The organism is Nakamurella aerolata, from assembly GCF_013002705.1.
GTDB classification, from domain to species: domain Bacteria; phylum Actinomycetota; class Actinomycetes; order Mycobacteriales; family Nakamurellaceae; genus Nakamurella; species Nakamurella aerolata.
Genome location: NZ_JABEND010000001.1, coordinates 73,775 through 97,677 on the forward strand (window position 1 = coordinate 73,775; position 23,903 = coordinate 97,677).

Consider the following 23,903-nt stretch of genomic DNA (forward strand, 5'->3'; position numbering starts at 1 on the left):
CAGCGATTCGCCGTCCAGTCTTGGTGGCCGTCCGCGACGGACGGCTCCTGACCCTGCGCATTCACCCACCAGCAGCCGCCCGTCCGGGCGGCTTCGCTGTGCAGATCCGAAGGTGAGCACGTTCGCGGAAGTCCCGCCCGGCGGGCCTTATCGCGAAAGCCACCACCGTGATCACTTCCCGCACCAGCTCCGCGCCCGATCCAGCCGCCGACCGCTCCGAGGTCGCGGCTGACCGTTGCCTGCACTCGCTGTCGCCGCAGAGCCGCGAGCTCTCCGGCATCACGCCGTCCGGCGCGCTCACCCTCGGCAACTATCTCGGGGCGCTGCGGCGTTTCACCGAGCATCAGGACGACGCGTTCTATTTCGTCGCCAATCTCCATGCGCTGACCACCGATCACCACCCGGAGCAGCTGCGCCGCGCCACGCTCTCCACGGCAGCGCTGTTCATCGCCGCCGGGCTGGATCCGGAACGAGCGACCGTCTTTCTGCAGTCGGACGTGCCGGCCCACGTCGAGTTGAGCTACCTGCTCGAGTCGACGGCGCACCTCGGCGAGCTGAGCCGGATGATCCAGTTCAAACAGAAGGGCGGCCGCCCCGGCACCCGCGCGTCGTTGTTCACCTATCCGTGCCTGATGGCCGCCGACATCCTGCTGTACGACGCCACTGACGTCCCGGTCGGCGGCGACCAGTCCCAGCATCTTGAGCTGGCCCGCGACCTGGCGATCAGGTTCAACACGCTGTACGGCAGGACGTTCGTGGTGCCGCGGCTGGCGCCGGCCGCGTTCACCACCAGGGTGCGCGACCTGGCCGACCCGACAACGAAGATGAGCAAGTCCGCGCCGGCCGACGCGCCCGGCGTCATCCGGATGCTCGACGACCCTGACACGATTTCCCGCAAGGTGCGCCGCGCCGTCACCGACAGCGACGGCGAGCTGCGCTACGACCCTGACGTCAAACCCGGCATCGCCAACCTTGCCGAGATCCTCGCCGCCCTCACCGCCGGGACGCCCGAGCAGGTGCTCGATTCGGTCAGCGGATACGGTGCGCTGAAACAACTCTGCACCGATGTGGTGATCGCCGAGCTGGAGCCGGTGCGCCGCAGACACCAGGAATTGTTCGCCGACCCGGCAGAGCTGCTCGGCATGCTGGCCGTTGGCGCCGCCAGGGCCAGAACGGTCGCCGACGCTGTGGTCACCAGGGCAAGGGCGGCCATCGGTGTGGTCAGCGCTGTCGGCGCGTCCGGCGTTGCCGACCCGCCGGCCGGCTACCACGCGGTGCACACGGTGAAGCGGTTGCCCCCGAGCTAGCTCGAGACGGACCGCACCAGCGGCAGCACCGCCCGCAGCAGGCGGTCGGGCTGCTCGGTGTTGGGGGAGTGCCCGGCGCCGGGGATCAATACCAGCGAGGTGCCCAGCCGGTTCGCCATCTCGCTCTGCTGGGCCACACCCCAGGCGTCGTCGGCCTCGCCGGAGATCACCGCGATGAGCGTCTGCCGGTCCGCCAGCACCGCCGCGAGCTCGTCCACCCGGTCCGGCTCGGTCAACAACGACTGGCCCATGCCGAGCAGGCCGGCGGCGGTGGACGCCAGGAACCGGCGCTGCAGAAACTCCGCGAGTTCCGGCGGCGGAGCCAGCTGCCCCCGCAACCGCTCGGTGAGCGCGGTGCGCAGCGCATACGCTCCTGCCACGCCCTGCTGCTGCAGCACCGGGATGCCCAGCTGCAATGCCTGCACCCGAGGGCCGGCCGGCAATGCGCCGGGGCCGGAGTCCAGCAGCACCAGGCCGGCCACCCTGGCACCGGCAAGGACGGCAGCCCTGGCCACCAGTCCACCGTACGAATGACCCAGCAACACAACGGGTTCCGGCAACGCCGCGACCAGCTCGGCCACCACGTCGCCGAGCGCGGCCGGCGTGTAGTCGCGTGGATCGTCCGGCCCCGGCGATTCGTACTGACCCGGAAGGTCGATGGCGAGCGCGGCGACGCCGTTGTCGGCCAAGGCATCGAGCAGCGGGGCGAAGTCTTCCTTGGACCCGGTGTAGCCGGGTACCAGCAGCAGCGTCGGGGGCTGTGCTGCGGCGGCGTCGCGGCCGGCCGGCACCGAAGCTGCCGAAGCCGAAGCAGCGGCCGGAGCGAACAGCGCGGCCAGTCGCCGCGTCCCGACGGTCAGCGTGCGGTGTTCGGCATGGTGCGGGAAAAGCTGTGCACCGCCGGGTGTTTGCCTGGCGGCGGCATCAGGCAGCTCAGACTGCTCACCCTGCCCAGACAGCTCACCCTGCTCTGGCAGCTCGGACTGCTGAGGCCGCCTTGACAACTCAGATTGCTCGGCGCCCTTGTCGAGCGTCACGAGCCGAGCACCGCCACCGACGACCCGCGCAATTCCACCACGTTGTTCCCGACCACGCGCACGTCCACCCGCGCCGGGTTGCCGGCCCGGTTCACCGCGATGGTGCGCTCGACTGTGCCCTGCTCGCGCGGGACGACGGCGAGCCCGCCCCTGGTGGGCACCAGCAGGGTCGAGCCCGCTGTCACCCCACGGCTGTCCGGGGCGCTGGTGACGCCGGGCAGGCCGATCACGTCGGTGAGTGCCCACGACACCGTTGGGGTGGTCCGTGAGTAGGTCTCGGTGTTCGACTTCGGTGCCGAACTGCTCGCGCCGACACCGAGCCGGTCGGCCACCGCATCGGTCTGCGGGCTGCTGGTGGTGGTGGTGGGGTTGACCTGCACCGTCTGCTGCATCGACTCGGTGCCGGTGGCCACCAGCGAGCTGCCGATCAGCGAGTAGCTGGTGTCGCCGATGGTCAGTCGTGGAGTGGCCTTGCCGGGGGTGTCCGGACCGAACGACTCGGCCGGAATGTCCAGCCGGCTGCGGGCCACCTCGCTGCCGTCGGAGTCGTAGATGATCACCTGCGGCTCCGGCTGGCTCACCACAACGGCGACCCGTCCGGCTGCCGGCTTCGGTTCCGAATCCGATTCCACCGCAAGGATTCTGGCCTGTGCCGACTTGGTGTCGATCTCGGCGAGCGGCGAGTGCTTCATCACGTTGTAGTCGAGCTTGAGATCCTTGTTGTTGTCGCTGATGTTGCTGGGGTCGGTGTAGTTGATCACCAGCTGCGCGGTGTTGCCCTTGTCGGCGCAGTGCTCGATGGTGGCGACGATCTTGTCGCTGACCGCCGCGTCGGTGAAGGTGCACCCGGTGGTGGCGCCGCCTGGCTGATCGGGACTCGGCTGCTCGCCGAGCTGAACGGTGCGGAACAGGTCGTAGCGGTAGACCTCGGTACGGGACGGGCCCATCCACCCCATCCACTGGTCGCCGTAGAACACCGAGCCGCCGGTCTGGTTCGGCGACGTGCGCTGGTATCGACGCTCCCCGGTCTTCGGGTCGAGCAGGATCAGCTCCTGGCACATGCCGTTGGTCTGGTAGGCCGCGAAGATGCCGAGCCCGCGGTTGGCGTCGGCGCTAGGGGTGACGAACGGCTTGTCGTACGCGGGGATGCTGACGTCATTGGAGGCCACCGCGCACAACTGCTTGTTGCTGCGCTCGTACTTCCAGCGCTGCTGTCCGGTGGCGACGTCGCGGCCGACGACGCTGTGCTGGTCGGTGGTCACCACGGTGCCGTAGGCGGACGTCGCCGCGCCGGTCGCCGGGTCGGTCGGCTGGCTCCACAGTTGCCGCAGCGCGGTCGGGGCGGTGGTCATCGGGGCCACCGCGTCGAAGTCCGGTGCGGTGTCGCTGGCGGTGGCCCTGATGTCGCTGGTCAGATAGATGGTGCCGGCGACGAGCGCCGCCACCACCGCGATCGCCCCGGCCACGATCCAGTCCCGACGGCGCCTACGACGGTAGTCGGACCCGGGCCCGGTGCTGCGCGGCAGCACCGGGCCGTCCGGCGGAGCCGACTCGGGCGTCGGTTCGCTGGAGGCGCTGTCGGTCACGACGCGAGCTTACGGGCGGTGGCTGTCACTACCGGTCGGCACCGGCCGGAGCGGCCGCACCGTCGCCGGCAGCACCCTGGGAACCGGCGCCGCCAGTCCCTCCGGCCGTGGTCTCGCCGGATGCACCGCCGGAGGCCGGCCGACCCCCGCGGGTGCGGCGGCGGCTGCGCTGGCGGCGCCGGCCCGCGGTGTCCGAGCTGCCGCCGGCCGAGCCGCCAGATGCCGAGCCGCCGGATGCCGAGCCGCCGGATGCCGAGCTGCTGGTGCTGTCCCGCCGCTCGCCGGTGGGCTCGCTGCCGGTGGAATCCGAGCGTCGGGTGCGGCGGCGCCGGCCGCCGGAACCGGCCTGGTCTCCGTGGTCGGCGCGGCCGCGGCCACCGTGCTGTCCGTGGCTCTGGCCGCCACTGCTCTGGCCGCGGCGGCCGGCGTGACCGCCGGAGCGGCTGCGGGTCTTGCCGGTCTCGCCCAGATCTTCGACCTGCTCGGCCGCCAGCCCGGCGCGGGTGCGCTGGCTGCGCGGCAGCCGGCCGGTGGCCGACTCCGGGATGTCAAGGTCGGAGCGCAGATGTGTTGAGGTGGAATAGGTCTCGGCCGGTTCCGGCACCCCAAGTTCCAGCGCGTCGTTGATCAACTTCCAGCGCGGGATGTCGTCCCAGTCGACCAGCGTCACGGCGACGCCGGTGCGCCCGGCCCGGCCGGTGCGGCCGATCCGGTGCACGTAGGTCTTCTCGTCCTCGGGGCACTGATAGTTGATGACGTGGGTGACGCCTTCGACATCGATGCCGCGGGCGGCCACGTCGGTGGCGACCAGCACGTCGACCTTGCCGGAGCGGAACGCCCGCAGCGCCTGCTCACGGGCGCCCTGGCCGAGGTCGCCGTGCACGGCGGCGGCGGCGAATCCACGCTCGGCGAGTTCGTCGGCGACCTTTTGCGCGGTGCGCTTGGTGCGGGTGAACACCATGGTCAGCCCGCGGCCCTGGGCCTGCAGCACCCGCGACAGCAGCTCGACCTTGTCCAGCGCGTGCGCCCGGTAGATGAACTGCGTTGTGGTGCGGTGGGTCTGGCCCTCGCCCGGCGACTCGGCGCGAATGTGCAGCGGCTGGGTCATGAACGAGCGGGCCAGGGTGATGATCGGCCCCGGCATGGTGGCGGAGAACAGCATGGTCTGGCGCTGCTGCGGCACCATGCCGAGCACCTTCTCGATGTCCGGCAGGAAGCCGAGGTCAAGCATTTCGTCGGCCTCGTCCAGCACCAGGATCGAGATGTTGCCGAGTACCAGGCTTCCGGAGTTGGCCAGGTCGAGCAGCCGGCCCGGGGTGCCGACCACCACGTCGACGCCGGCCTGCAGCGCGGCGATCTGCGGCTCGTAGGCGCGGCCGCCGTACACCGCGGCCACCGTCAGGTCGACATGCTTGGCCGCGTCATGCAGATCCCTGGTGACCTGCACGCAGAGCTCGCGGGTCGGCACCATCACCAGCGCGCGTGGTGCCCGGCCGGCGGCCGGTTGCGGCGCGGCGCGGTGCTCGCTCGGATCGCCGTCCCTGGCACCGTCAGGGCCCACCGCGTCGGCGCGCTCGGCCAACAACCGGTGCAGCAGCGGCACCCCGAAGCCAAGGGTCTTGCCCATGCCGGTGCGGGCCTGCCCGATCAGGTCGGAGCCGACCAACGCCACCGGCAGCGTCAGCGCCTGGATGGCGAAGGTGTGCTCGATGCCGGCCTCGGCCAGCGCCTGCACGATCAGCGGGTTCACCTGCAGATCGGCGAAGCTGGGGGAGCTCTCGGCGACCGGGGCGTCGGCGGTCAGCGGATGCGACTGCGAGACGTCCTCGGGGGCGAGGCCCTCATTCTGCAGTTCGGCGGCGCTGGTGTCGCTCGTGGTGCCGGTGCCGTCCGTGGCGGTGGCACCGGGGGACTCGGTGGTGGCGGAAGTGGTGGTGGGGGAAGTGGTGGTGGGGGAATCGGTATCGCTGGAGTGGTCAGCCGGAGCTGCCACGGATGAATCGGTCACGGCGGGAAGCCTTCCTGAAAAGAACGCCTTTGCGGCGGCGCGCGAGGCTCCCGGAACAGTGGCTCGAACGTTCGGTGACGTCCGCGCCCGCGGTCATCGGTTGGTGCGGATCCCCCGGCAGGTGCTCGGGCTCGCACAGGCATCGCGCGCACAAGTCGAGCGGCGCCGATCGGCGCCGCCGGTGTGTCAGTCTACCGGTTCGGGCGATAACCTCGGCAGCAAGCCCGAACGGACGCACCGACGGCGGTTCCACATCGTCTGGATCTGCCGGCGTGGATCTGGCCAGTGTGGATCCGGACAGCGAGGATCCGGACAGTCGCGCGACACCACGGGCGCGACACCACGAGTTCGAGATGACGACAGATGACAGGGGTGCAGGTGGAGGGTCAGCTCAGCGATCCGGGCACGGACGCTGCCGGCACCGCCGCCGGCGCTAACGGCACCGCCGCCGGCGCTGACGACACGGCTGCCGGCGCTACCGGCACCGCAGCCGCCACCGACGGTGCGATGCGGCGCGAACCGAGGGGCGAGCCGTTGTCCGCGGGGGTCGTCGATCTGCTGGGAGTGCTGGCCTACGGCGAGCTCTCCGCTTTCGATCGGATGGCCGCCGACGCCCGCTACGCGCCGACGTTCGCCGGCCGGGTGGCGCTGGCGCAGATGGCGTCAGCCGAGATGGGTCACTTCCAGCTGCTGTCGGACTACCTGGCCACGCACGGCCGCTCGGTCGAAGAGGCGATGGCGCCGTTCGCCGGTCCGATCGAGGCCTTTCACGACTCGACGGCGCCGCACTCCTGGCTGGAGTCGTTGGTCAAGGCGCATGTCGGCGACGGGCTGGCCGCCGACTTTTATCGGGAGATCGCCGAGTGGCTGGACCCGCGGTCGCGTGAGCTGGTGTTCGGGGTGCTGGCGGACACCGGTCACTCGGCTTTCGCGGTGCGTGAGGTGCGCAGGGCCTGCCACGACGATCCGCGGCTGTCCGGTCCGCTGGCATTGTGGGGACGACGGCTGTTGGGTGAGGCGCTGACTCAGGCGCAGTACGTCGTTGCCGAGCGAGAGTCGTTGGCGGAGCTGATCATCGGCGGTTCCGGCGATCTGGCCGGCATCGGCGCGCTGTTCCGCCGGCTGCAGATGGGGCACGGCGAACGGATGAAGTCGCTCGGCCTGGCCTGAGCCCGAGCCGCTCAGACCGCTTGCGCCGCGACAGTACCGGCGCGCTCCAGCCACCGGACCGGATCGTCCATCGCGGCCTGTTGGCTGCCCGCCAGGTCGTCGAGTGCGATTCCGGCGACACCGTCGGGCGGCGGGGACTGCAGCACGCCGGCAATCACCAGGCGATGCCCCGGACCCGGCTGCTCCAGCAGATAACCGACCACCTTGCCGGTACCGCTGGAGTTGTCGAAGGCGCCCTCACCGGAGATCAGCACGTCCGCTCCGGGCAGCTCGTCGCGCACCCCGGTCAGCGCAGCGACCTCGGCGGCGCCCGGCACCAGACGGGCGTCCCACAGCGCGGCCAGTCCGTACCCGGCGCCACCGGCGGCACCGCTGCCGGGTGCGCTGGGATCGGCGCTGAAGCCGTTGTCCCGCAACACGGATGCCAGCCGGCTCAGCCCTTGGTCGAGCAGCTCGACCTGGGTCGGGTCGGCGCCCTTCTGCGGTCCGAAGACGGCCGCGGCACCGTGCGGACCGGTCAGTGGTGCGGTGACGTCGGTGAGCACCCGCACCCCGCCGTCCGGGGGTCGGACGAGCGCCGAAACGTCAACAGCGGCAAGGTGATCGAGTGCTCCACCGCCGGTTGGAAGTGGTTCTCCGGCTGCATCGCTGAACCCCGCGCCGAGCGCCGACAGCGCACCCGTGCCACCGTCGGTGGCAGCCGAACCGCCGACGGTGGCGACGATCCGGCGGGTGCCGGGATGGGCGGCCGCGGCCCGCAACTGCTCGCCGAACCCGACGGTCTGGGCATGGAGCGGATCCAGCGCCCGCAGCAACGGCAGCCCGGAGGCGCGTGCCAACTCGACAACGGCGGTGCCGTCGGGCAGCAGCAGCCAGGCGGAGTCGACGCGGCGACCGTCCGGACCCGTTGCGGGGCAAGCGATCCAGCTGGCTCCCGCGGACGCGCCGGCGATCGCGTCGGCGGTGCCCTCGCCGCCGTCCGCCATCGGGCGGAGTACCAGCTTGTCGTCCGGCCGCACCGACCGCCAGCCGTCGGCAATCGCGTCGGCGGCCTGTCGGGCGGTGGCCGTTCCCTTCAAGGAATCTGGTGCAATCAGCACGCTGAGCGGCTTGCCGGATTGCCGGGTCATGTTGTCGATCTTGCCGGGTGTCGCCGCTGTCGTCCTACCGTGGGGGTGTGAGCAAGGACTTCCGCAAGACGCGATCGGATGCGCCGAAGGGATTCTTCGAGTTCGAGGCGGCCGGGCTGAGCTGGCTGGCCGCGGCCGGCGGCGCCAAGACCGTGCCGGTGGTGGCGGTCGAACCCGAGGCGATTGTGCTGCAGCGCTTGATTTCAGGTCCGGTCACCGCCGCCGCGGCCGAGGAGTTCGGCGCGGCGCTCGCGGTGACCCACGACGCCGGAGCGGAGGCGTTCGGCTCGCCGCCGGACGGCTGGCAGGGCGCGGGCTGGATCGGCCGGCAGCGCCAGGCGATGGATCCGACACCGACGTGGGGTGCCTTCTACGCGCAGCAGCGGGTGCGCCCGTTTGTCGAGAAGGCCGTGCGGAACGGCAATCTCGACGCCGCCGGGGCCAGCGTGGTGGATGCGCTGTGCGACCGGATCGCCGCGGGGGAGTTCGATGACGACAGGTCACCGGCCCGGCTGCACGGCGATCTGTGGTCGGGCAACGTGCAGTACACCGACAACGGCGTGGTGCTGATCGATCCGGCCGCGCACGGCGGGCACCCGCTCACCGACATCGCCATGCTGCACCTGTTCGGTGCGCCGGGGCTGGACCGGATCACCGCCGCCTACCTGGAAGCCAACCCCATCCAGCAGTGGCGGGAGCTGCTCGGTCTGCATCAGCTGCACCCGCTCGCGGTGCACGCCGCCAGCCACGGGCCGAGCTACGGCGCCGAGCTGGTCCGAACCGCGCAGCGGTATCGCTGAGCCACCGGCTGGCTTCCCCCGGCGGCCGCCGGGCCGGGCGGACTGGTCAGTCTTTTCGGGGCGACAACGTGAGACGATGGCGCCGTGTCCGAGAATCCTGGCGTCGGGGCCAGTTCGAGCAACCCGGCCGCCACACCTGACCCTGCACCCAGCGCACCGCCCCCGGTGCGTATCGGCAACTCCGAACGTGACGCCGCCCTGCAGGCACTGGGTGTGCACATGCGGGCCGGCCGGCTGTCGCCGGACGAGTACTCCGAGCGCGCCAACCATGTGGCGACCGCTACCAACCAGCTGCAGCTGAACGCCCAGTTCGTCGATCTCCCCGGCGGCTACGGCAGCGCAGCGAGCACCGGCAACTCCGGCGTCGCCGGTCCGGTGGAGCTGGCCAAACCTGCCGCCCCGGCCACCGCGGCATCGGCGCAACCACAGCCGAAGGCGGGTTTTGACGCCAACCGGCTGGTGGCAATCGCCGGCGCGCTGGCGGTGCCGCTGCTGCTGATCTGCGGGTTCGTCTTCGACGGCTGGGCCTGGTCGTGGCTGTTCATCTTCCTGCCGGCCATCGTCGCCGCCGTCGTTCGCGCCGGCCGCGACTGACCCGCCCGCGCCGGCAACGACTGACCCGCCCGCGCTGGCCGCGATCATCGTCCCGGCTCGTCGCGAGGGCGGAACCCACCGATGCGGCCTAGCCTGCCTACATGTCGGGGTTGAGCCAGCGGCGGGGTGTGCTCGGGATCGCGGTGATCGCATTGGGTGCCCTGCTGGTGTTGGCGGTGAATGTGATCAGTGGGCGGGCGGTCGACGGGGTGGCGGCACCCGGACCGCCGCCGCCGTTGCCGGCGCCGAACTCCTGCCTGCAGCTGCGCGGGCAGCAGACCTGGCAACCGGCCAGCTGCACCGCCCCGCACCGGGCCACGGTGATCGTGTCATGGAGCTCGACCGCCCCGGCCGACCAGCGCACCCTCAAGAGCCGGCGCTGTGCCACCCAGACGCTGGCAAATCAGGATGGCGCCGCGTCCTGGCCGCCCGCAGGAGTCCGCACCAGGACCGACTCCGCATCGCCGTGGCTGGAACCCGGCGTGCCGTGGACCGCGATGACGGTGTCCGGCGGCGGTTCGGGCGGCTGGACGTCCTGTGTGATGGTGGCCTGGCCGTTCGGCCGGGCTGCCGACACCCCGCTGACCGACCTGGCCGAGTTCACAATTCCGGCCGGCGACATCGTCAGCGCGGCGCAGCTGCCGGTGAGCCTGCGCCGCTGCAACGCCGGCGAGGCGCCGCTGGTGGGCGGCCCGGCCGTCCCCAATGACGATCGGGTGCCGTGCACCCAACCTCATCAGTGGGAGCAGGTCGCCGCGATGGAGGATCCGGCCGGTGACCCGAGCCGCCTCCCGACACCGGCCGAGCAGCAGGTCATCATCCAGAACTACGGCGACGGATTGACGGGCCTGTCGCCGGTCGAGGTCACCGACCCCGGCGAGGGTGCGAACACCTTTGCCATGCCGGGAGCGATGCCCAGCGGCTGCTACCTGCGGACCAAGCGTGCCAAGTTCGTGGCAACTTCGCTGGCCGGCATCGGCGAGCGTCCGATCCCCTACGTCTCCGGCGGATGACGATGCGCCCGGCACCCGCCGCCGCCCCGGTGTTGTCACTGGAAAGGGCCTAGCCTGCCTTCATGTCGGGGTTCAGCCAGCGGCGGGGTGTGCTCGGGATCGCGATGATCGCATTGGGTGCCCTGCTGGTGTTGGCGGTGAACGTGATCAGTGGGCGGGCGGTCGACGGGGTGGCGGCACCGGGACCGCCGCCGCCGGTACCCGCGCCCGGCTCCTGCCTGAAGCTGACCAGCTCGCAGCGCTGGGTCCCGGCCGACTGCCGCACCCCGTACCAGGCGACCGTGCACCAGGCGTGGCGCACCAGCACCGCCCCGGCCGCGCAGGGTGCGGCACCGGGAAACTGCCCGGCGCCACGGCAATACCCGCCGTCGGCACCCACCATCGACGAGTCCGGCGTGCGTTGGCTGCCACCGGATGTTCCGTGGACTCCGCTCACGGTGGCGGCGGGCGGTGCCAGCGGCTGGACGGCGTGCGTCGCGGTGGCGTACGTGCTGGACCGCAGGAACGCCGCCGACCTGCGCGACCTGGCCATCTTCACTGTCCCACCGGACGAGCTGACCAGCACCGCCCAGCTGCCGGCCAGCCTGCGCCGCTGCTACGCCGGCTCCGCACCCGTGCTGCTCGACCCGGCCGCGGCGCCGCTGGGACAGGGCCAGGTGCCCTGCCACCGGCCGCACCAGTGGGAGCTGCTCGCGGCGGCAGAGCCGGCCAGCTTCAGCAACACCATCGCCGAGAAGATGAACGACGGCGCCGGTGGGCAGTCGGCCACCGGGCCCGCGGACCGGCAGGCCGCGTCGTCGGCCGGGTCGTGCCGGAAGCTGGCGGATGTGTTGCTGGGCAACGGCCGCCGGTTGGACGAGCCCGACGCTCCCGGCATTGTTGTCCAGTTGGCGGCCGACAGCGCGGCCGGCTCATCGGTGAGCTTCGAGGTGCCTGCGGGAGCACCGGCGGCAGGGATGTTCGCCTCGTCGACCCCTGCGGGACCGCCCGGCTGTTATCTGGTGGCGCCGCGAGACAAGTATCTGACCGCGTCCGTCGTCGGGCTGGGGAACCGGCCGTTCCCGTACCGGCGCTGAACTGCGCCGATGGTGCGGCTCAGCGGTGAAAACGGTGATGGAATGTGGCGCCGATCACGCCTAAGCTCACGGCATGACGCGGCTGGCCGAGCGGCGCAGCGTCGTCGGCGGGCTGCTGGTCTTCGCCGGCGCGCTGCTGGTGCTCGCGGTCAACGTGCTCAGCGGCCGCGCCGTCGACGGCGCCGCGACCGCCGGCCCACCGCCGCCCGCCCCGGAAGTCGGCGCCTGTGTGCTCAACTACCAGGTGGGCAGTTGGCGCGAGGTGCCGTGCTCCGCATCGCACAACGGCGAAGTGGTAAAGGCCATCAACGGCATCGACATTCCTTCCGGCACAACCATTTCCACTGCGCAGCGCCGCGAACTGTCGACCAGGCGGGCACAACTCGCGGCGGGCTGCGGCGCTCCCGCAACCGGCCTGCCCGCAACGCCGCTCGCGCCCTGGCCGACGTCGCCGGGGAATGCGCCGGGCGGCGGCCGGTGGATCCCACCGCCGGTTACCACCGGCTCGGTGATCGCCACCTCCGCCGGCGACGCCGGGTGGGCGGCGTGCGTGCAGGTTCCGCAACGCGCCTACCCCGGTAGTGGCCTGGTGACGTACAGCGGGAAACTGGAGGAGATCACCTCCGTCCGCGAACTGCCGGTTGACCTGCGGTTCTGTGCCCAGGTCGATACCACGTCGGCCTTCGCGCCCCCGCCGTCGGCCGCCGGCCCGGTCGACGTCCAGCCGACGCTCGTCAGCTTCGGCCAGGTCGACAACGTCATCAACGTGCCGTGCAGTGAGCCACACAACTGGGAGCTGCTGGCCGCCACCGCCGACTACCGGATGCCAGCACAGTCGTGCCGCGAGTTGGCGGTCGCCATGATCGGGTCGGCCGCGCCGCTGCGGGGCTGGGACGCGCTGTCGGTCGGATCGCTGCCGGACAATCGGATGTCGTACCTGCAGGTCAAAGATCCGGAAACGGGTTTGCTTGTCTATCGGGCGGCACCCAGCTGCGCCGTTGCGGCACCACCGGAACGGTTACTGACCGCCTCGGTGGTCGGCCTCGGTGGGCGCCCGGTACCCCTGCAACTCGATCGCTGACCGGGCCCGCGCGCGGACCGGCCGGATCGCCCGAGGTGAGACACTGGAGCCATCATGAGCAAACCGCTGCCCCTGGTCTTCACCGCGCCCCGCCGCGGCAAGCCGCCGACCCATCTGGCCGATCTCGACCTCGAGCAGCGCAAGCAGACCGTCCGGGATGCCGGGCAGCCGGCCTTCAGGGCCGACCAGCTCGCCCGGCACTACTACGGCGGCCTGACCAGGGACGCCGATCAGATGACCGACCTGCCCAGGGCGCAGCGGCAGGAGTTGGTCGACGCGCTGCTGCCGGAGCTGCTCACCGAGGTGCGCTCCATCGCCTGCGATGCCGGTGACACCCGAAAGACGCTCTGGCGCGCGCACGACGGGACCCTCATCGAATCGGTGCTGATGCGCTACCCGGACCGGATCACGCTGTGTGTTTCCAGCCAGGCCGGCTGCGGCATGGCCTGCCCGTTCTGCGCCACCGGCCAGGGCGGGCTGCAACGCAATCTGTCCACCGCGGAGATCGTTGAGCAGGTGCGGCTGGCCGCCGCTGCCGCCCGCGACGGCGCGCTGGGGGAGCCTGGGCGGTTGTCCAACATCGTCTTCATGGGGATGGGGGAGCCGCTGGCCAACTACAACAGGGTGCTGTCGGCAATCCGGCAGATCACCGCCCCCAGCCCAGCCGGCCTGGGGATATCGGCGCGGTCCATCACCGTCTCGACGGTGGGTCTGGTGCCCGCGATCGATCGGCTCACCGCGGAGAAACTGCAAGTGCGCCTTGCGATCTCGCTGCACACCCCGGACGACGAACTGCGCGACACCCTGGTGCCGATCAACGACCGCTGGAAGGTCGACGAGGTGCTGCAGGCCGCCCGCAGATACGCCGACGCCACCGGCCGGCGGGTGTCCATCGAATACGCATTGATCCGCGACATCAACGACCAGCCCTGGCGCGCCGACCTGCTCGGCCAGAAACTGAAGCAACACCTCGGTCAGCTGGTGCACGTCAACCTCATCCCGCTGAACCCGACCCCCGGGTCGCAGTGGGACGCCTCCCCGCGCGACGTGCAGGACGAGTTCGTCCGCCGGGTGCGCGCCCAGGGCGTCGCCTGCACGGTGCGTGACACCCGCGGCCAGGAGATCGCCGCCGCCTGCGGCCAGCTCGCCGCCGCCGGCGCGTGACGGCGTCGCCGCGCTGGGCAATCGCGCACAACGACGGGGGTCCTCCTCGGCCACACTCCGCGCTGGGAACGCCGGGGAGAATACCCGCAGCCGATCAGTTACCGTCGGTTCCGGAATAGCGGTCCGCGTCCGACAAGGAGTACGCATCGCCCTGCTTGGCGCGCGCAACCCGAACGGCGTCCTGGTATTGATTTCTCAGACTGGCGACCAGCGAAACGGGAGCAGTGTCAAGCAGAGTTATTGTGACAACATTATTCTCGGGATGAATTCCCGCCCCCGTGATATAGCCGGGTGGCCGGCCGATTCGATCACTCAGCTCAGCTTGAATTTGCTCCAGCCGTCCAAGGCTATATCTGGCCGCGCGGAACTCCAGACGAGGCGTGGCCGCCCGGGACGACGCTGCAATTTTGGCCCTGACTTCCTGTTCGACGGTTGATCGTTCAGTCGGTGAATTCGCGTCGATCGCTGGGTCCGTTGTGATGGCTACTATCAGCTTTTCACCGTCTTGCTGATCGATCCAAACACCGGCTAACTTCGATCGAAGTGCAAGGTCTTCTTGGAGATGTTGAGCGACAATGACGAGGGCGTTGCGATTTTCGGTTTCCATAATCTCCACCTGGTGACAGCTATTTCGAGTAGATTCCTTTTGGTCTCGGAGTTCGCGCCAACTTCGGAGTCTTCCCGTTGGCTATGGTCGCAGACAAGTTCCGGAAAAAACAACGAGCTGAGTTCGCATGGCGAGTCTTCCGGGGGCTTGGTGGGTAGTCACCTGCGGAAGCCACGTCTCTTCGGCAGCAACACTATCCGGTCGTCGAGACCTGACCTTGCTCATCTGGCGGATGCAGTCGACGGTAGGGATCGACGTTCATCTGGTTGTGGTGCGCTGGGTCCGCCTGCCTCTGGGGCACGGACCCGGAAAGCGGCTGACGGACCAGGAGGCGCTGAGGCCGGCCCTGGCCCAGGGGTCGGGACCTTCCTGGTTGGCCTGCTGCCGACAAAGGTTTGCGGTCGTGCCGCGCCGAGTGAGGCGGCCTGGCAGGATCGGGGGCGAGAGCGCTACTCGAACACGACCGCGTCCGACCCACCCGCCCCGATCTGAAGGAGCGAGAAGTGACCGTCAGCCTCGTCAAGGGACAGAACGCACCACTGCCGCCCGGGCCCATCCAGATCACCGTCGCCGTGCAGGCGCCGATCGATCTGTCCGCGCTGCTGGTGACCGAGTCAGGGAAGGTGCGCTCGGACGCCGACTTCGTGTTCTTCAACCAGCCGGACGGTCCCGGGGTGCGCTGCACCAAGGATGGCGCGGATTGGCGGCTGCAGATCGACCCGAGCCAGATTCCGCCGGACATCAGCACGGTGCGCGCGGTGGTCAACCTGGAGACCGACGGCCAGCGCTTCGGGCAGCTGGCACCCCCGGTGGTGCTGATCTCTGATTCCGGCGGAAACCCGTTGGCGCAGTACGAGGTCACCGGACTGGACACCGAAATGATCATGGTCGGTGTCGAGCTGTACAGGCGCGGGTCGGAGTGGAAGGCCAGGGCCGTCGGGCAGGGCTATGCCGGTGGCCTGGCCGACCTGATCCGCGATCACGGCGTCTCGGTGGACGACGCCCCGGCCGGCGGCCCGAGCGCCCCGGCCAGCCCCCCAACCAGCCCCTCAACCAGCCCCTCAACCAGCGCGGCTGCCGGCGCCGCCGGTGCCCCCGGCACCAGCGCGGCGTCCGGACCGGCATCGGCGGAGGCGTCCGAGCGCGACACCGGCGGCGCTTTCGGACATCTCACCCCGTCGGCGCCAGCGGCCCAGCGTGCACCCTCGGCGCCGGCTGCACCCTCAGCGCCCTCAGCACCCGCAGCACCGTCGGCCCCGGCGGCACCCTCAGGGCCGGCAGCACCGTCAGCACCGGCGGCGGCTGCTGCGCCGGCTGCTGGACCGTCCGGGTCCGAGCGCGACACCGGCGGCGCCTTCGGACACATGGCGCCGCCCCCGGGTGACGCGCCGCCGGCCGGCTCGTACCCGCCGCCCGGCCAGCCGGCGCAGTCCGCCGGGCCCGGGAGCAGCTACCCGCCGCCCGGAGCGGCACCTTCCGGCCCGCCGGCCGGGCCACCCGGAGGTGCTCCCGCCGACTTCCCGCCACCGCCCGGCGGTGCTCCCGCCGGGTACCCACCGCCACCCGGTGGTGCTCCGGCCGGCTATCCGCCGCCGCCGAGCGGTGCTCCCGCCGGGTACCCGCCACCAGGCGCAGGTGCGCCGCCAACCGGTGCCGGCGCACCGTCGGCCGGCGGTGCCGGCGGCTTCCCACCGCCCGGTGGTGCTCCGGCGGCTGCCTATCCGCCGCCGGCGGGCGCCCCGTCTGCTGGTTCACCGCCTGGGGCCGACCAGGGCCTTTCGGCCAGCCGGCCGGTGAATCTGCAGAAGGGCCAACGGGTTTCGCTGCGCAAAGACACCGGCGGAGACCTGACCCTGGTGCGGATGGGCCTGGGTTGGGACCCGGTGCAAAAGCGCGGTCTGTTCGGCAGCCGCGACGTCGACATCGACCTGGACGCCTCTGCGGTGCTGCTCGCCGACCAGCAGGTGGTCGACATCGCTTTCTACAACCAGCTGTCCAGCAAGGACGGCTCGGTGCAGCACCAGGGTGACAACCGCACCGGCGTAGGCGACGGCGACGACGAGACCGTGGTGGTCGACCTGAGCCGGGTCGCTGCGCACGTCAACAACATCGTCTTCATCGTCACCAGCTACGAAGGGCAGTCGTTCGAACAGGTGCAGAATGCGTTCTGCAGGCTGGTCGACCACCCCAACAACGCCGAGCTGGCCAGGTACACGCTCTCCGGCGGCGGTCAGTTCACCGGCATGGTGATGGCCAAGCTGACCAGGGCCGGCGACGGCTGGCAGATGCAGGCCATCGGCGAGGGCATCCAGGCCCGCACCCCGTCCGAGGCGTTCAGCCAGCTCGGAAGATTCCTGTAGCGGGCAACGGTGTTGGTGGCGTTGATGGTTCGGCGGGCGGCGCGGCGGCCGTGACGCCGCGCCGAGAGCTGCGACCGGGCGAGAACGCCGAGTTGGCCGACATCACGGTCGACGTGCAGGTGCGGCCGTCGGCGGCCGGCTGGATTCTCCCGCTCGCCGCTGACGACACTCCCGCCGGCCCGGTCGGCAGCTTCGACGGCTCGGTGCAACTGCGCCTTGCCGAGCTGTCCGCCGGTGTCGCCCGACTGCTCGTTGTGGTGAAACCGGCTGCACCGCAAGCTGTCTCGCCGGCGGCCGCCGCTCTCGACGTGCTGGTGGGTTCGGCAACGGATGACGCCACCGCGTTGGTGTTCCGACCACCCAGCCCACTGCCGGTCACCGAACTGCTCGAGCTTTACCGCCGCGGCACCGGGTGGAAGGTGCGCGCCCTTGGCCAGGGATACGCCGGTGGCGCGGCCGAGTTCGCGGGTCGCTACCGCATCACCCTGCCGGACGCCGCACCATCGGGTGCGGCGGCGCCATCGGGTGCGGCAGCCGCAGCATCGCCGGCGCGGCCCGCGCACCAGGGCGCACCGCCGGGCCCGTCGCACCCGGCCCAGCCACCGGCTGCACCGTCGGTGGGGGTGTCAGCAGCAACGGCCGCGGCGGAACCGCCGGCCCAGCTGCTGACCCTGCTGCGCGCCTGCACCGGAATCTGGCGGGATGCCGCGCACAGCACCTCCGCCTACACCGATGCAGTGGCCTACGCCGAACACCGCCGGGACACCGAGATCGAGCAGCTGCTCGCCGATCCCGCCGCCCGCGGAGCGGACCACCCGGGCCGCCGGGCCGCGGAAGAACGTTGTCAGCAACTCGTGGACGTCGCCAGCAGCCGCCGACTCAGCGACCTCGACCAGTTGATCGGCGAGCTCGCAGACCTGGAGACCGAGCTGCCACCCGCCGCCGCCCGCTGGGACGCCGCGGTGTGGCAACGCCCGCTGCCGCCGGACGGCGGGATGGTGATCCGTATCGGGGAGTTCACCAGGCCGGACTCGCAGGCACTGCGGATACCGGTGCTGCATCCGCTACTGGTACCCGGCGGCCTGCTGCTCGATCGGCAGTCCAGCGAGCCGGCCGATCCTGCGGTTGTCGCTGCGCTGCAACGCATCTGCGCAGCGGTACCGGACGACCGTGAGGTGCGGGTGATCGGCGCGGATCCGACACTGCTTGCGGCGCTGCAGCTGTCGCCGGCGGCCGGCGTCGACCATCGCGAGAACGAACTTGCCGGGCTGGCGATGGCACTGGATCTGTGGTCGATGGCCCGCTCCGGCGGTGTCGAGGCAGAGCTGGAGCGGTTGCCCGCCGTTGCGGTGGTGCCGTGGCCGGCGCCGGGGGATCCGGCCGGCGAGCCAACTCAGGCCGAGACCGAGGCGCTGAGCATCATCGCCGAACGTGGGCCCGAAGCCGGGCTCGGACTGGTGCTCGTCGCCAGTCTGACCGAACCTGGTGGGTGGCGTCAGCACCTCGACCCCTCGCCGGTGCCGCTGGTACCCGCTCGGGTGCGCGACTCCTGGACCGGCCAGAGCTGGGAGTTCGTCCCCGACGCCGGCGGCCCGACGCCGCAACTCGGCGAGCGGTTGCGCGCTCGGCTGTCACGCCACCAGAAGTAGCCGGACGAGCGCTGTGCCTGGGTGCCGTCAGGGCCGGCTGTGTTGGATTGCCGTCACGGACGGCTGTGCCGGATTGCCGTCAGGGCCGGCGGTATTGAATTGCCGTCAGGGCCGGCGGCGGCGTTCCTTGCGGGCGGCGACCTCACGGCTGGCGATCCAGATCAACATGCCGACGCCGATCACGGCCAGCCACCAGTCTTCGACGCGGCTCACGTGGTTGCCGAACAGCATCAGGAAGATCACCGCGGTGAACACCAACAGCAGCAGCCGAGAACCCTTGCTGGCAAACAGCTTCCACTCGCCGTGCCAGCCCCACGCCTCGCTCGGGGCGTCCGGGTTGTAGCGCAGCACGTGGCCGCTGCCGTGCTCGGCCTCAGCGGGCAGATGAGCAGCGTCGTCGACGCGTTCCTGGTTGTACCGGGACGGGGTGGCCAACCGCTCGTCGGAGCTCTGCACCACCGCGGCGACCGAGCCGGCCTCCGCAGGGTCCGACTGCGTCGAATACGGGCCGGACGTTACTTTCGCCACCAGAATGCTCCTGCCTGCCGAGATCCACTGTTCCCATCTTCGCACGGGTGGCCCGGCGAACGGCGTCGGCACCGCGGGGAAGCGGCCCGGCAGCGGGCAAGCCACCCGGTACAGCCGCCCTGGCACACCCCCATCGCGGCACATCCGAGATCACCGCCGCAGCCGGTCTCACCAGCCCCGACGCTGGGGGACAATGGTGCGGTGCGACGCGTGATTGTGCTCGGATCCACCGGATCGATCGGGCAGCAGGCTCTTGAGGTGATCGCCCGGCACCCAGAGCAGTTCGAGCTCGCCGGGCTGGTGGCCGGCGGCAGCCGGCCCGAGGTGTTCACCGCCCAGCAGCGGCAGTTCCCCGCGGCGACGGCGGCCACCGGCGTCGACGGCGCGCTGGCCGTCATCGGCGACGTGGACGCCGACATCGTGCTCAACGGCATCACCGGCTCGGTAGGTCTGCGGCCCACCCTGGCTGCGCTGGCCGCCGGCCGGACGCTGGCGCTGGCCAACAAGGAATCGCTGATTGCCGGCGGCCCGCTGGTGCTGGCCGCCGCCGCCCCTGGGCAGCTGGTGCCGGTCGACTCCGAGCACAGCGCGCTGGCGCAGGCGTTACGCGGCGGACGCGCCGACGAGGTTGCCACGCTGGTGCTGACCGCGTCCGGCGGGCCGTTCCGCGGCCGCACGGTCCAGCAGCTGCGCGAGGTCACCGTCGAGCAGGCGATGGCGCACCCCACCTGGGACATGGGCCCGGTGATCACCATCAACTCGGCGACGCTGGTCAACAAGGGGCTTGAACTGATCGAGGCGCACCTGCTGTTCGGCGTGCCGTACCGGCAGATCGACGTGGTGGTGCACCCGCAGTCGATCGTGCACTCGATGGTCACCTTCCGCGACGGGTCGACGTTGGCGCAGGCCAGCCCACCGGACATGCGGCTGCCGATCGCGCTCAGCCTGAGCTGGCCGGATCGCCTCGGCGACGTCGCCGCCGCCTGCGATTTCTCCACAGCGTCCAGCTGGACCTTCGAGCCGCTGGACGACGAGGCCTTCCCCGCGGTGCGGCTGGCCCGGCAGGCCGGCGAGGCCGGCGGGCTGCTGCCGGCGGTCTACAACGCCGCCAACGAGACGGCCGTGGACGCCTTTCGCCGTGGCCAATTGTCGTATCTGGGCATCACCGGCCTGTTGGCTGGCATCCTGGACGAGGCCGACGAGTACCGGCACGATCCGCGTGATGTGCAGGACGTGCTCGCCGCCGAAGACTGGGCCCGTAGCGCCGCTGCCGAGCGGATCGCGCGGGCCGATCGGCTGACCGGGCAAGGAGCGCAGCACTGATGTGGATGGCGATCGGCATTGTGCTGTTTGCGCTGGGGCTGCTGTTCTCCATCGCCTGGCACGAGCTCGGGCACCTCACCTTCGCCAAGTTGTTCAAGGTCCGCACTACGCAGTACATGGTGGGTTTCGGCAAGACGCTGTGGTCCAAGAAGGTCGGTGAAACCGAGTACGGCCTGAAGGCCATCCCGCTGGGCGGCTACATCCGCATGGTCGGCATGGTGCCGCCGGACCGGCACGGCCGGCAGCGCATCACCAGCACCGCGCTGGGTCCCGCCGGCTTCTTCCGGCAGATGATCGAGGACTCCCGCTCGGCCGACCGCGCCCAGGTGCAGGAGACCGACGACGGCCGACAGTTCTACCAGCTGCACCCGTTCAAACGCATCGTCATCATGTTCGCCGGGCCCTTCATGAACCTGGTGCTGGCGGTGGGGCTGTTCGCGATCGTGATGACGACCATCGGCACGCCGCAGTCCACCACGACCGTCCAGCAGGTCAGCGCCTGCGTTGTGCCGGCGTCGGCGCCGGCGGCCGAGCAGAACCGCACCGACTGCGGCCGCGACACCTGGACGCCGGCGCGGTTGGCCGGGCTGCAGGCCGGCGACCGGATCACCACCTTCGCCGGGCAGCAGATCACCAGCTGGGACCAGCTCACCGAGCTGATCAGGGCGGCGGCCGGCACCACGGTGCCGATCACCGTCGACCGCGCCGGACGCAGCGTCACCACGCAGGTGCCGATCGTGCGGACCGAACGCCCGGTGCTGGACGACCGTGGGCGCCTGGCCGGCACCGTCGAGACCGGTTTCCTCGGGGTGCAGTCGCAGCAGCAGTACCAGACCGCGTCGATCGGCTCGGCCTTCACCCGCACCGGCGAGTTCATCGCGACCGCCGCGCGGGCGGTGGTCGCCATCCCGGCCCGCATCCCGGCGTTGTGGGAGGCCGCGTTCACCGGGGAGGAACGCGATCCGGACTCACCGGTCGGCGTTGTCGGCGCCGGCCGGCTGGCCGGCGACATCCTGGAGGCGGACACCCAGGCCAAGGACAAGCTCTCGCTGTTCCTGACGCTGCTGGCCGGCTTCAACATGAGCCTGTTCCTGCTGAACCTGCTGCCGCTGCTGCCGCTGGACGGCGGGCACATCCTCGGGGCCGTCATCGAGTGGATTCGGCGCGGCTGGGCCAAGCTCCGGCGCGCCGCCACGCCGCCCCCGTTCGACGTCGCCAAGCTGATGCCGGTGGCCTACGTGGTGGCATTGTTGTTCATAGCGTTGTCGGCGCTCACCCTGGTCGCCGACATCGTCAACCCAGTCAAGATCTTCTAGTGCGGGAGCGTTCGATGACCAGCGCCAACACCTCGGTGGACCTGGGCTCTGTGGGGCTTGGCATGCCAAGCATGCCGGCCGACCGGGAGGTGCCGGTGCTGGCGCCGCGGCGGCCCACCCGGCAGTTGGACGTCGGCGGCGTCGGCGTTGGCTCGGAGCACCCGGTCTCGGTGCAGTCAATGACCACCACCCAGACCGCGGACGTCAACGCCACCCTGCAACAGATTGCCGAGCTCACCGCGGCCGGCTGCCAGATCGTGCGGGTGGCGGTGCCCACCAACGACGACGCCGCCGCCCTGGCCCAGATCGTTCAGCACTCGCAGCTGCCGGTGATCGCCGACATTCATTTCCAGCCCAAGTATGTGTTCGCCGCCATCGACGCCGGTTGCGCCGCGGTTCGGGTGAACCCGGGGAACATCAAGGCTTTCGACGATCGGGTCGCCGAGATCGCGCAGGCCGCGAAAGAGCACCACACCCCGATCCGGATCGGGGTGAACGCCGGGAGCCTGGACAAGCGGCTGCTGGCCAAGTACGGCAGGGCCACCCCTGAGGCGCTGGTCGAGTCGGCACTGTGGGAGTGCTCGCTGTTCGAGGAGCACGATTTCCGCGACATCAAGATCTCGGTCAAGCACAACGACCCCGTGGTGATGGTGCGGGCGTACGAGCTGCTCGCCGAAAAGTGTGACTATCCCTTGCATCTCGGCGTCACCGAGGCCGGGCCGGCGTTCCAGGGCACCATCAAATCGTCGGTTGCCTTCGGCGCGTTGCTGAGCCGCGGCATCGGCGACACCATCAGGGTCTCGCTGTCCGCACCGCCGGTGGAAGAGGTCAAGGTCGGGCTGCAGATCCTGGAATCGCTGAACCTGCGGGAGCGGGGCCTCGAGATTGTCTCGTGCCCGTCGTGCGGGCGGGCGCAGGTCGATGTCTACACCCTGGCGAACGAGGTGACCGCCGGCCTCGAGGGCATGGACGTGCCGCTGCGGGTCGCGGTGATGGGGTGTGTGGTCAACGGGCCGGGGGAGGCCCGGGAGGCCGATCTCGGGGTGGCATCCGGCAACGGCAAGGGGCAGATCTTCGTCAAAGGCGAGGTGATCCGCACCGTCCCCGAATCGCAGATCGTCGAGACCCTGATCGATGAGGCCATGCGGATCGCGGAGACCATGAAGGCCGACGGGGTGCCGTCCGGCGAGCCGTCGGTCACCACTGTCTGACCATGCGTCGGCAGCGGAGCCGCGGCCGCGCGGAGCGTCGAATGTCGGCGTCGTGCTGACCGCACTGTCGGCCCGCACCCTCGGCCCGGCCAACCGCGAGCAGATCGTCGCGGCGCTGCAGGCCGACCCGATCGCCAACTGCCTGGTAGCCGAACGCTGGGAGCAGGCCGAGTCCGGTCGCGCGCTCGGCGGCACCTTCTGGGGAGTGGGCGGTGGCCGGGACGCGCTGGTGTTCGCGGGTGGCAATCTGATCCCGGTGAGCGGCACCCCGGCCGGCCTGCGCCCCATCGCCACGACGTTGGGCCGGCGCCGCCGCACGGTCGCCTCGCTGGTGGGTAGCGCACCGCTGGTGTTGCCGCTGTGGCAATACCTGCAGCCGCACTGGGGAGTGGCCCGTGAGGTCCGCCCCGACCAGCCGCTGCTGGCCTGCGCCGAGCCGCCGCTGCTGCCACCCGACCCGCGGATCCGTGCCGTACCAGCCGATTTCATCGACAGCTACCTGCCTGCCGCGGTGGCGATGTTCACCGAGGAGGTGGGCGCCGATCCGCTGGCCGGCGACGACGGTCGCAGCTATCGGGGCAGGGTCAGCGAGCTGCTGCAACAGGGCAGGGCGTTCGCGCTGCTGACCGACCCGGACGCAGGCGGCCGGCAGCGCGTGCTGTTCAAGGCCGAGATCGGGGCCCTGTCCCGCGACACCGCGATGATCCAGGGGGTGTGGGTCGACCCGGCCTGGCGTGGTCGAGGTATCGCGGCCCCGGCATTGGCAGCGGTGGTACAGCAGGTGCAGCAACGGTTTCGCCGGCTGCCCTGCCTGTATGTGAACCAGTACAACGTGATTGCCCGCTCGGTGTACCGCCGCATCGGCTTCCAGCAGGTCGGCACCTACGCCACGGTGCTGTTCTGAGCACTCTGCCGTTCTGAGCACTGTGCCGTTCTGACTGCG

The 23,903-nt window shown here is 70.8% G+C and carries 20 protein-coding genes; 14 read left to right on the top strand and 6 right to left on the bottom strand.

What is annotated here, in order from left to right:
* The first annotated feature begins 167 nt into the window (after positions 1-167).
* The gene (gene trpS / locus HKD39_RS00360; protein ID WP_212753724.1) at positions 168-1,307 is read left to right on the top strand and encodes a tryptophan--tRNA ligase; all 1,140 of its coding nucleotides are present in this window, start codon (positions 168-170) and stop codon (positions 1,305-1,307) included.
* Here the strand turns inward: trpS and HKD39_RS00365 are convergent.
* From HKD39_RS00365 to HKD39_RS00375, 3 genes are read right to left on the bottom strand one after another with little or no spacing between them, the layout of a single operon-like run.
* Positions 1,304-2,344: an alpha/beta fold hydrolase gene (locus HKD39_RS00365; RefSeq protein WP_212753725.1), complete on the bottom strand. Its 1,041-nt coding sequence runs from the start codon at positions 2,342-2,344 to the stop codon at positions 1,304-1,306. The genes trpS and HKD39_RS00365 overlap by 4 nt on opposite strands.
* Positions 2,341-3,930, bottom strand: coding sequence for an Rv3212 family protein (locus HKD39_RS00370; protein ID WP_171197877.1), 1,590 nt, complete (start codon positions 3,928-3,930; stop codon positions 2,341-2,343). The genes HKD39_RS00365 and HKD39_RS00370 overlap by 4 nt, the downstream gene beginning before the upstream one ends.
* Positions 3,931-3,958: 28 nt before the next feature.
* On the bottom strand, positions 3,959-5,938 hold the full coding sequence (locus tag HKD39_RS00375) for a DEAD/DEAH box helicase (RefSeq protein ID WP_425488404.1): 1,980 nt from the start codon (positions 5,936-5,938) through the stop codon (positions 3,959-3,961).
* Between the two features lie 507 nt (positions 5,939-6,445).
* On the opposite strand from HKD39_RS00375, the gene HKD39_RS00380 reads away from it, so the two are divergent.
* Positions 6,446-7,108: a ferritin-like fold-containing protein gene (locus HKD39_RS00380; protein WP_171198356.1), complete on the top strand. Its 663-nt coding sequence runs from the start codon at positions 6,446-6,448 to the stop codon at positions 7,106-7,108.
* Positions 7,109-7,119: 11 nt separating this feature from the next.
* Here HKD39_RS00380 and HKD39_RS00385 read toward each other — a convergent pair whose 3' ends face one another.
* Positions 7,120-8,238 (bottom strand): glycerate kinase, encoded by a 1,119-nt coding sequence (locus HKD39_RS00385; protein ID WP_171197878.1) that lies wholly within the window; start codon positions 8,236-8,238, stop codon positions 7,120-7,122.
* Positions 8,239-8,285: 47 nt separating this feature from the next.
* Between HKD39_RS00385 and HKD39_RS00390 the strand changes: the two genes are divergently transcribed.
* From HKD39_RS00390 to rlmN, 6 genes are all read left to right on the top strand, one after another.
* The gene (locus HKD39_RS00390) at positions 8,286-9,038 is read left to right on the top strand and encodes a fructosamine kinase family protein (protein ID WP_171197879.1); all 753 of its coding nucleotides are present in this window, start codon (positions 8,286-8,288) and stop codon (positions 9,036-9,038) included.
* A gap of 84 nt (positions 9,039-9,122) precedes the next feature.
* The gene (locus tag HKD39_RS00395; RefSeq protein WP_171197880.1) at positions 9,123-9,632 is read left to right on the top strand and encodes a DUF1707 domain-containing protein; all 510 of its coding nucleotides are present in this window, start codon (positions 9,123-9,125) and stop codon (positions 9,630-9,632) included.
* A 101-nt stretch (positions 9,633-9,733) separates the two neighbouring features.
* The gene (locus HKD39_RS00400; RefSeq protein ID WP_171197881.1) at positions 9,734-10,645 is read left to right on the top strand and encodes a hypothetical protein; all 912 of its coding nucleotides are present in this window, start codon (positions 9,734-9,736) and stop codon (positions 10,643-10,645) included.
* A gap of 62 nt (positions 10,646-10,707) precedes the next feature.
* Positions 10,708-11,721 (top strand): hypothetical protein, encoded by a 1,014-nt coding sequence (locus HKD39_RS00405; protein WP_171197882.1) that lies wholly within the window; start codon positions 10,708-10,710, stop codon positions 11,719-11,721.
* A gap of 73 nt (positions 11,722-11,794) precedes the next feature.
* Positions 11,795-12,802: a hypothetical protein gene (locus tag HKD39_RS00410; protein WP_171197883.1), complete on the top strand. Its 1,008-nt coding sequence runs from the start codon at positions 11,795-11,797 to the stop codon at positions 12,800-12,802.
* A 54-nt stretch (positions 12,803-12,856) separates the two neighbouring features.
* Complete coding sequence (gene rlmN / locus HKD39_RS00415) at positions 12,857-13,966, top strand: dual-specificity RNA methyltransferase RlmN (protein WP_171197884.1); 1,110 nt, start codon at positions 12,857-12,859, stop codon at positions 13,964-13,966.
* Between the two features lie 94 nt (positions 13,967-14,060).
* Here rlmN and HKD39_RS00420 read toward each other — a convergent pair whose 3' ends face one another.
* Positions 14,061-14,582: a hypothetical protein gene (locus HKD39_RS00420; RefSeq protein ID WP_171197885.1), complete on the bottom strand. Its 522-nt coding sequence runs from the start codon at positions 14,580-14,582 to the stop codon at positions 14,061-14,063.
* Positions 14,583-15,076: 494 nt separating this feature from the next.
* Between HKD39_RS00420 and HKD39_RS20715 the strand changes: the two genes are divergently transcribed.
* Together HKD39_RS20715 and HKD39_RS00430 are read left to right on the top strand one after the other, a co-directional pair.
* The gene (locus HKD39_RS20715) at positions 15,077-16,933 is read left to right on the top strand and encodes a TerD family protein (protein ID WP_171197886.1); all 1,857 of its coding nucleotides are present in this window, start codon (positions 15,077-15,079) and stop codon (positions 16,931-16,933) included.
* 50 nt (positions 16,934-16,983) lie between these two features.
* Positions 16,984-18,582, top strand: a complete 1,599-nt coding sequence (locus HKD39_RS00430; protein WP_171197887.1) for a TerD family protein — start codon at positions 16,984-16,986, stop codon at positions 18,580-18,582.
* A 105-nt stretch (positions 18,583-18,687) separates the two neighbouring features.
* Here HKD39_RS00430 and HKD39_RS18545 read toward each other — a convergent pair whose 3' ends face one another.
* Complete coding sequence (locus HKD39_RS18545; RefSeq protein WP_343074506.1) at positions 18,688-19,110, bottom strand: DUF2631 domain-containing protein; 423 nt, start codon at positions 19,108-19,110, stop codon at positions 18,688-18,690.
* Positions 19,111-19,311: 201 nt separating this feature from the next.
* Here HKD39_RS18545 and dxr point away from each other — a divergent pair, with 201 nt between their 5' ends.
* From dxr to HKD39_RS00455, 4 genes are read left to right on the top strand one after another with little or no spacing between them, the layout of a single operon-like run.
* Positions 19,312-20,433, top strand: coding sequence for a 1-deoxy-D-xylulose-5-phosphate reductoisomerase (gene dxr / locus HKD39_RS00440; protein WP_171197813.1), 1,122 nt, complete (start codon positions 19,312-19,314; stop codon positions 20,431-20,433).
* Positions 20,433-21,749 (top strand): M50 family metallopeptidase, encoded by a 1,317-nt coding sequence (locus tag HKD39_RS00445; protein ID WP_171197888.1) that lies wholly within the window; start codon positions 20,433-20,435, stop codon positions 21,747-21,749. Before dxr ends, HKD39_RS00445 begins: the two co-directional genes overlap by 1 nt.
* A 14-nt stretch (positions 21,750-21,763) precedes the next feature.
* Positions 21,764-22,960, top strand: a complete 1,197-nt coding sequence (gene ispG / locus HKD39_RS00450; protein WP_212753728.1) for a flavodoxin-dependent (E)-4-hydroxy-3-methylbut-2-enyl-diphosphate synthase — start codon at positions 21,764-21,766, stop codon at positions 22,958-22,960.
* A gap of 52 nt (positions 22,961-23,012) precedes the next feature.
* On the top strand, positions 23,013-23,864 hold the full coding sequence (locus tag HKD39_RS00455) for a GNAT family N-acetyltransferase (protein ID WP_171197889.1): 852 nt from the start codon (positions 23,013-23,015) through the stop codon (positions 23,862-23,864).
* Positions 23,865-23,903 lie beyond the last annotated feature (39 nt).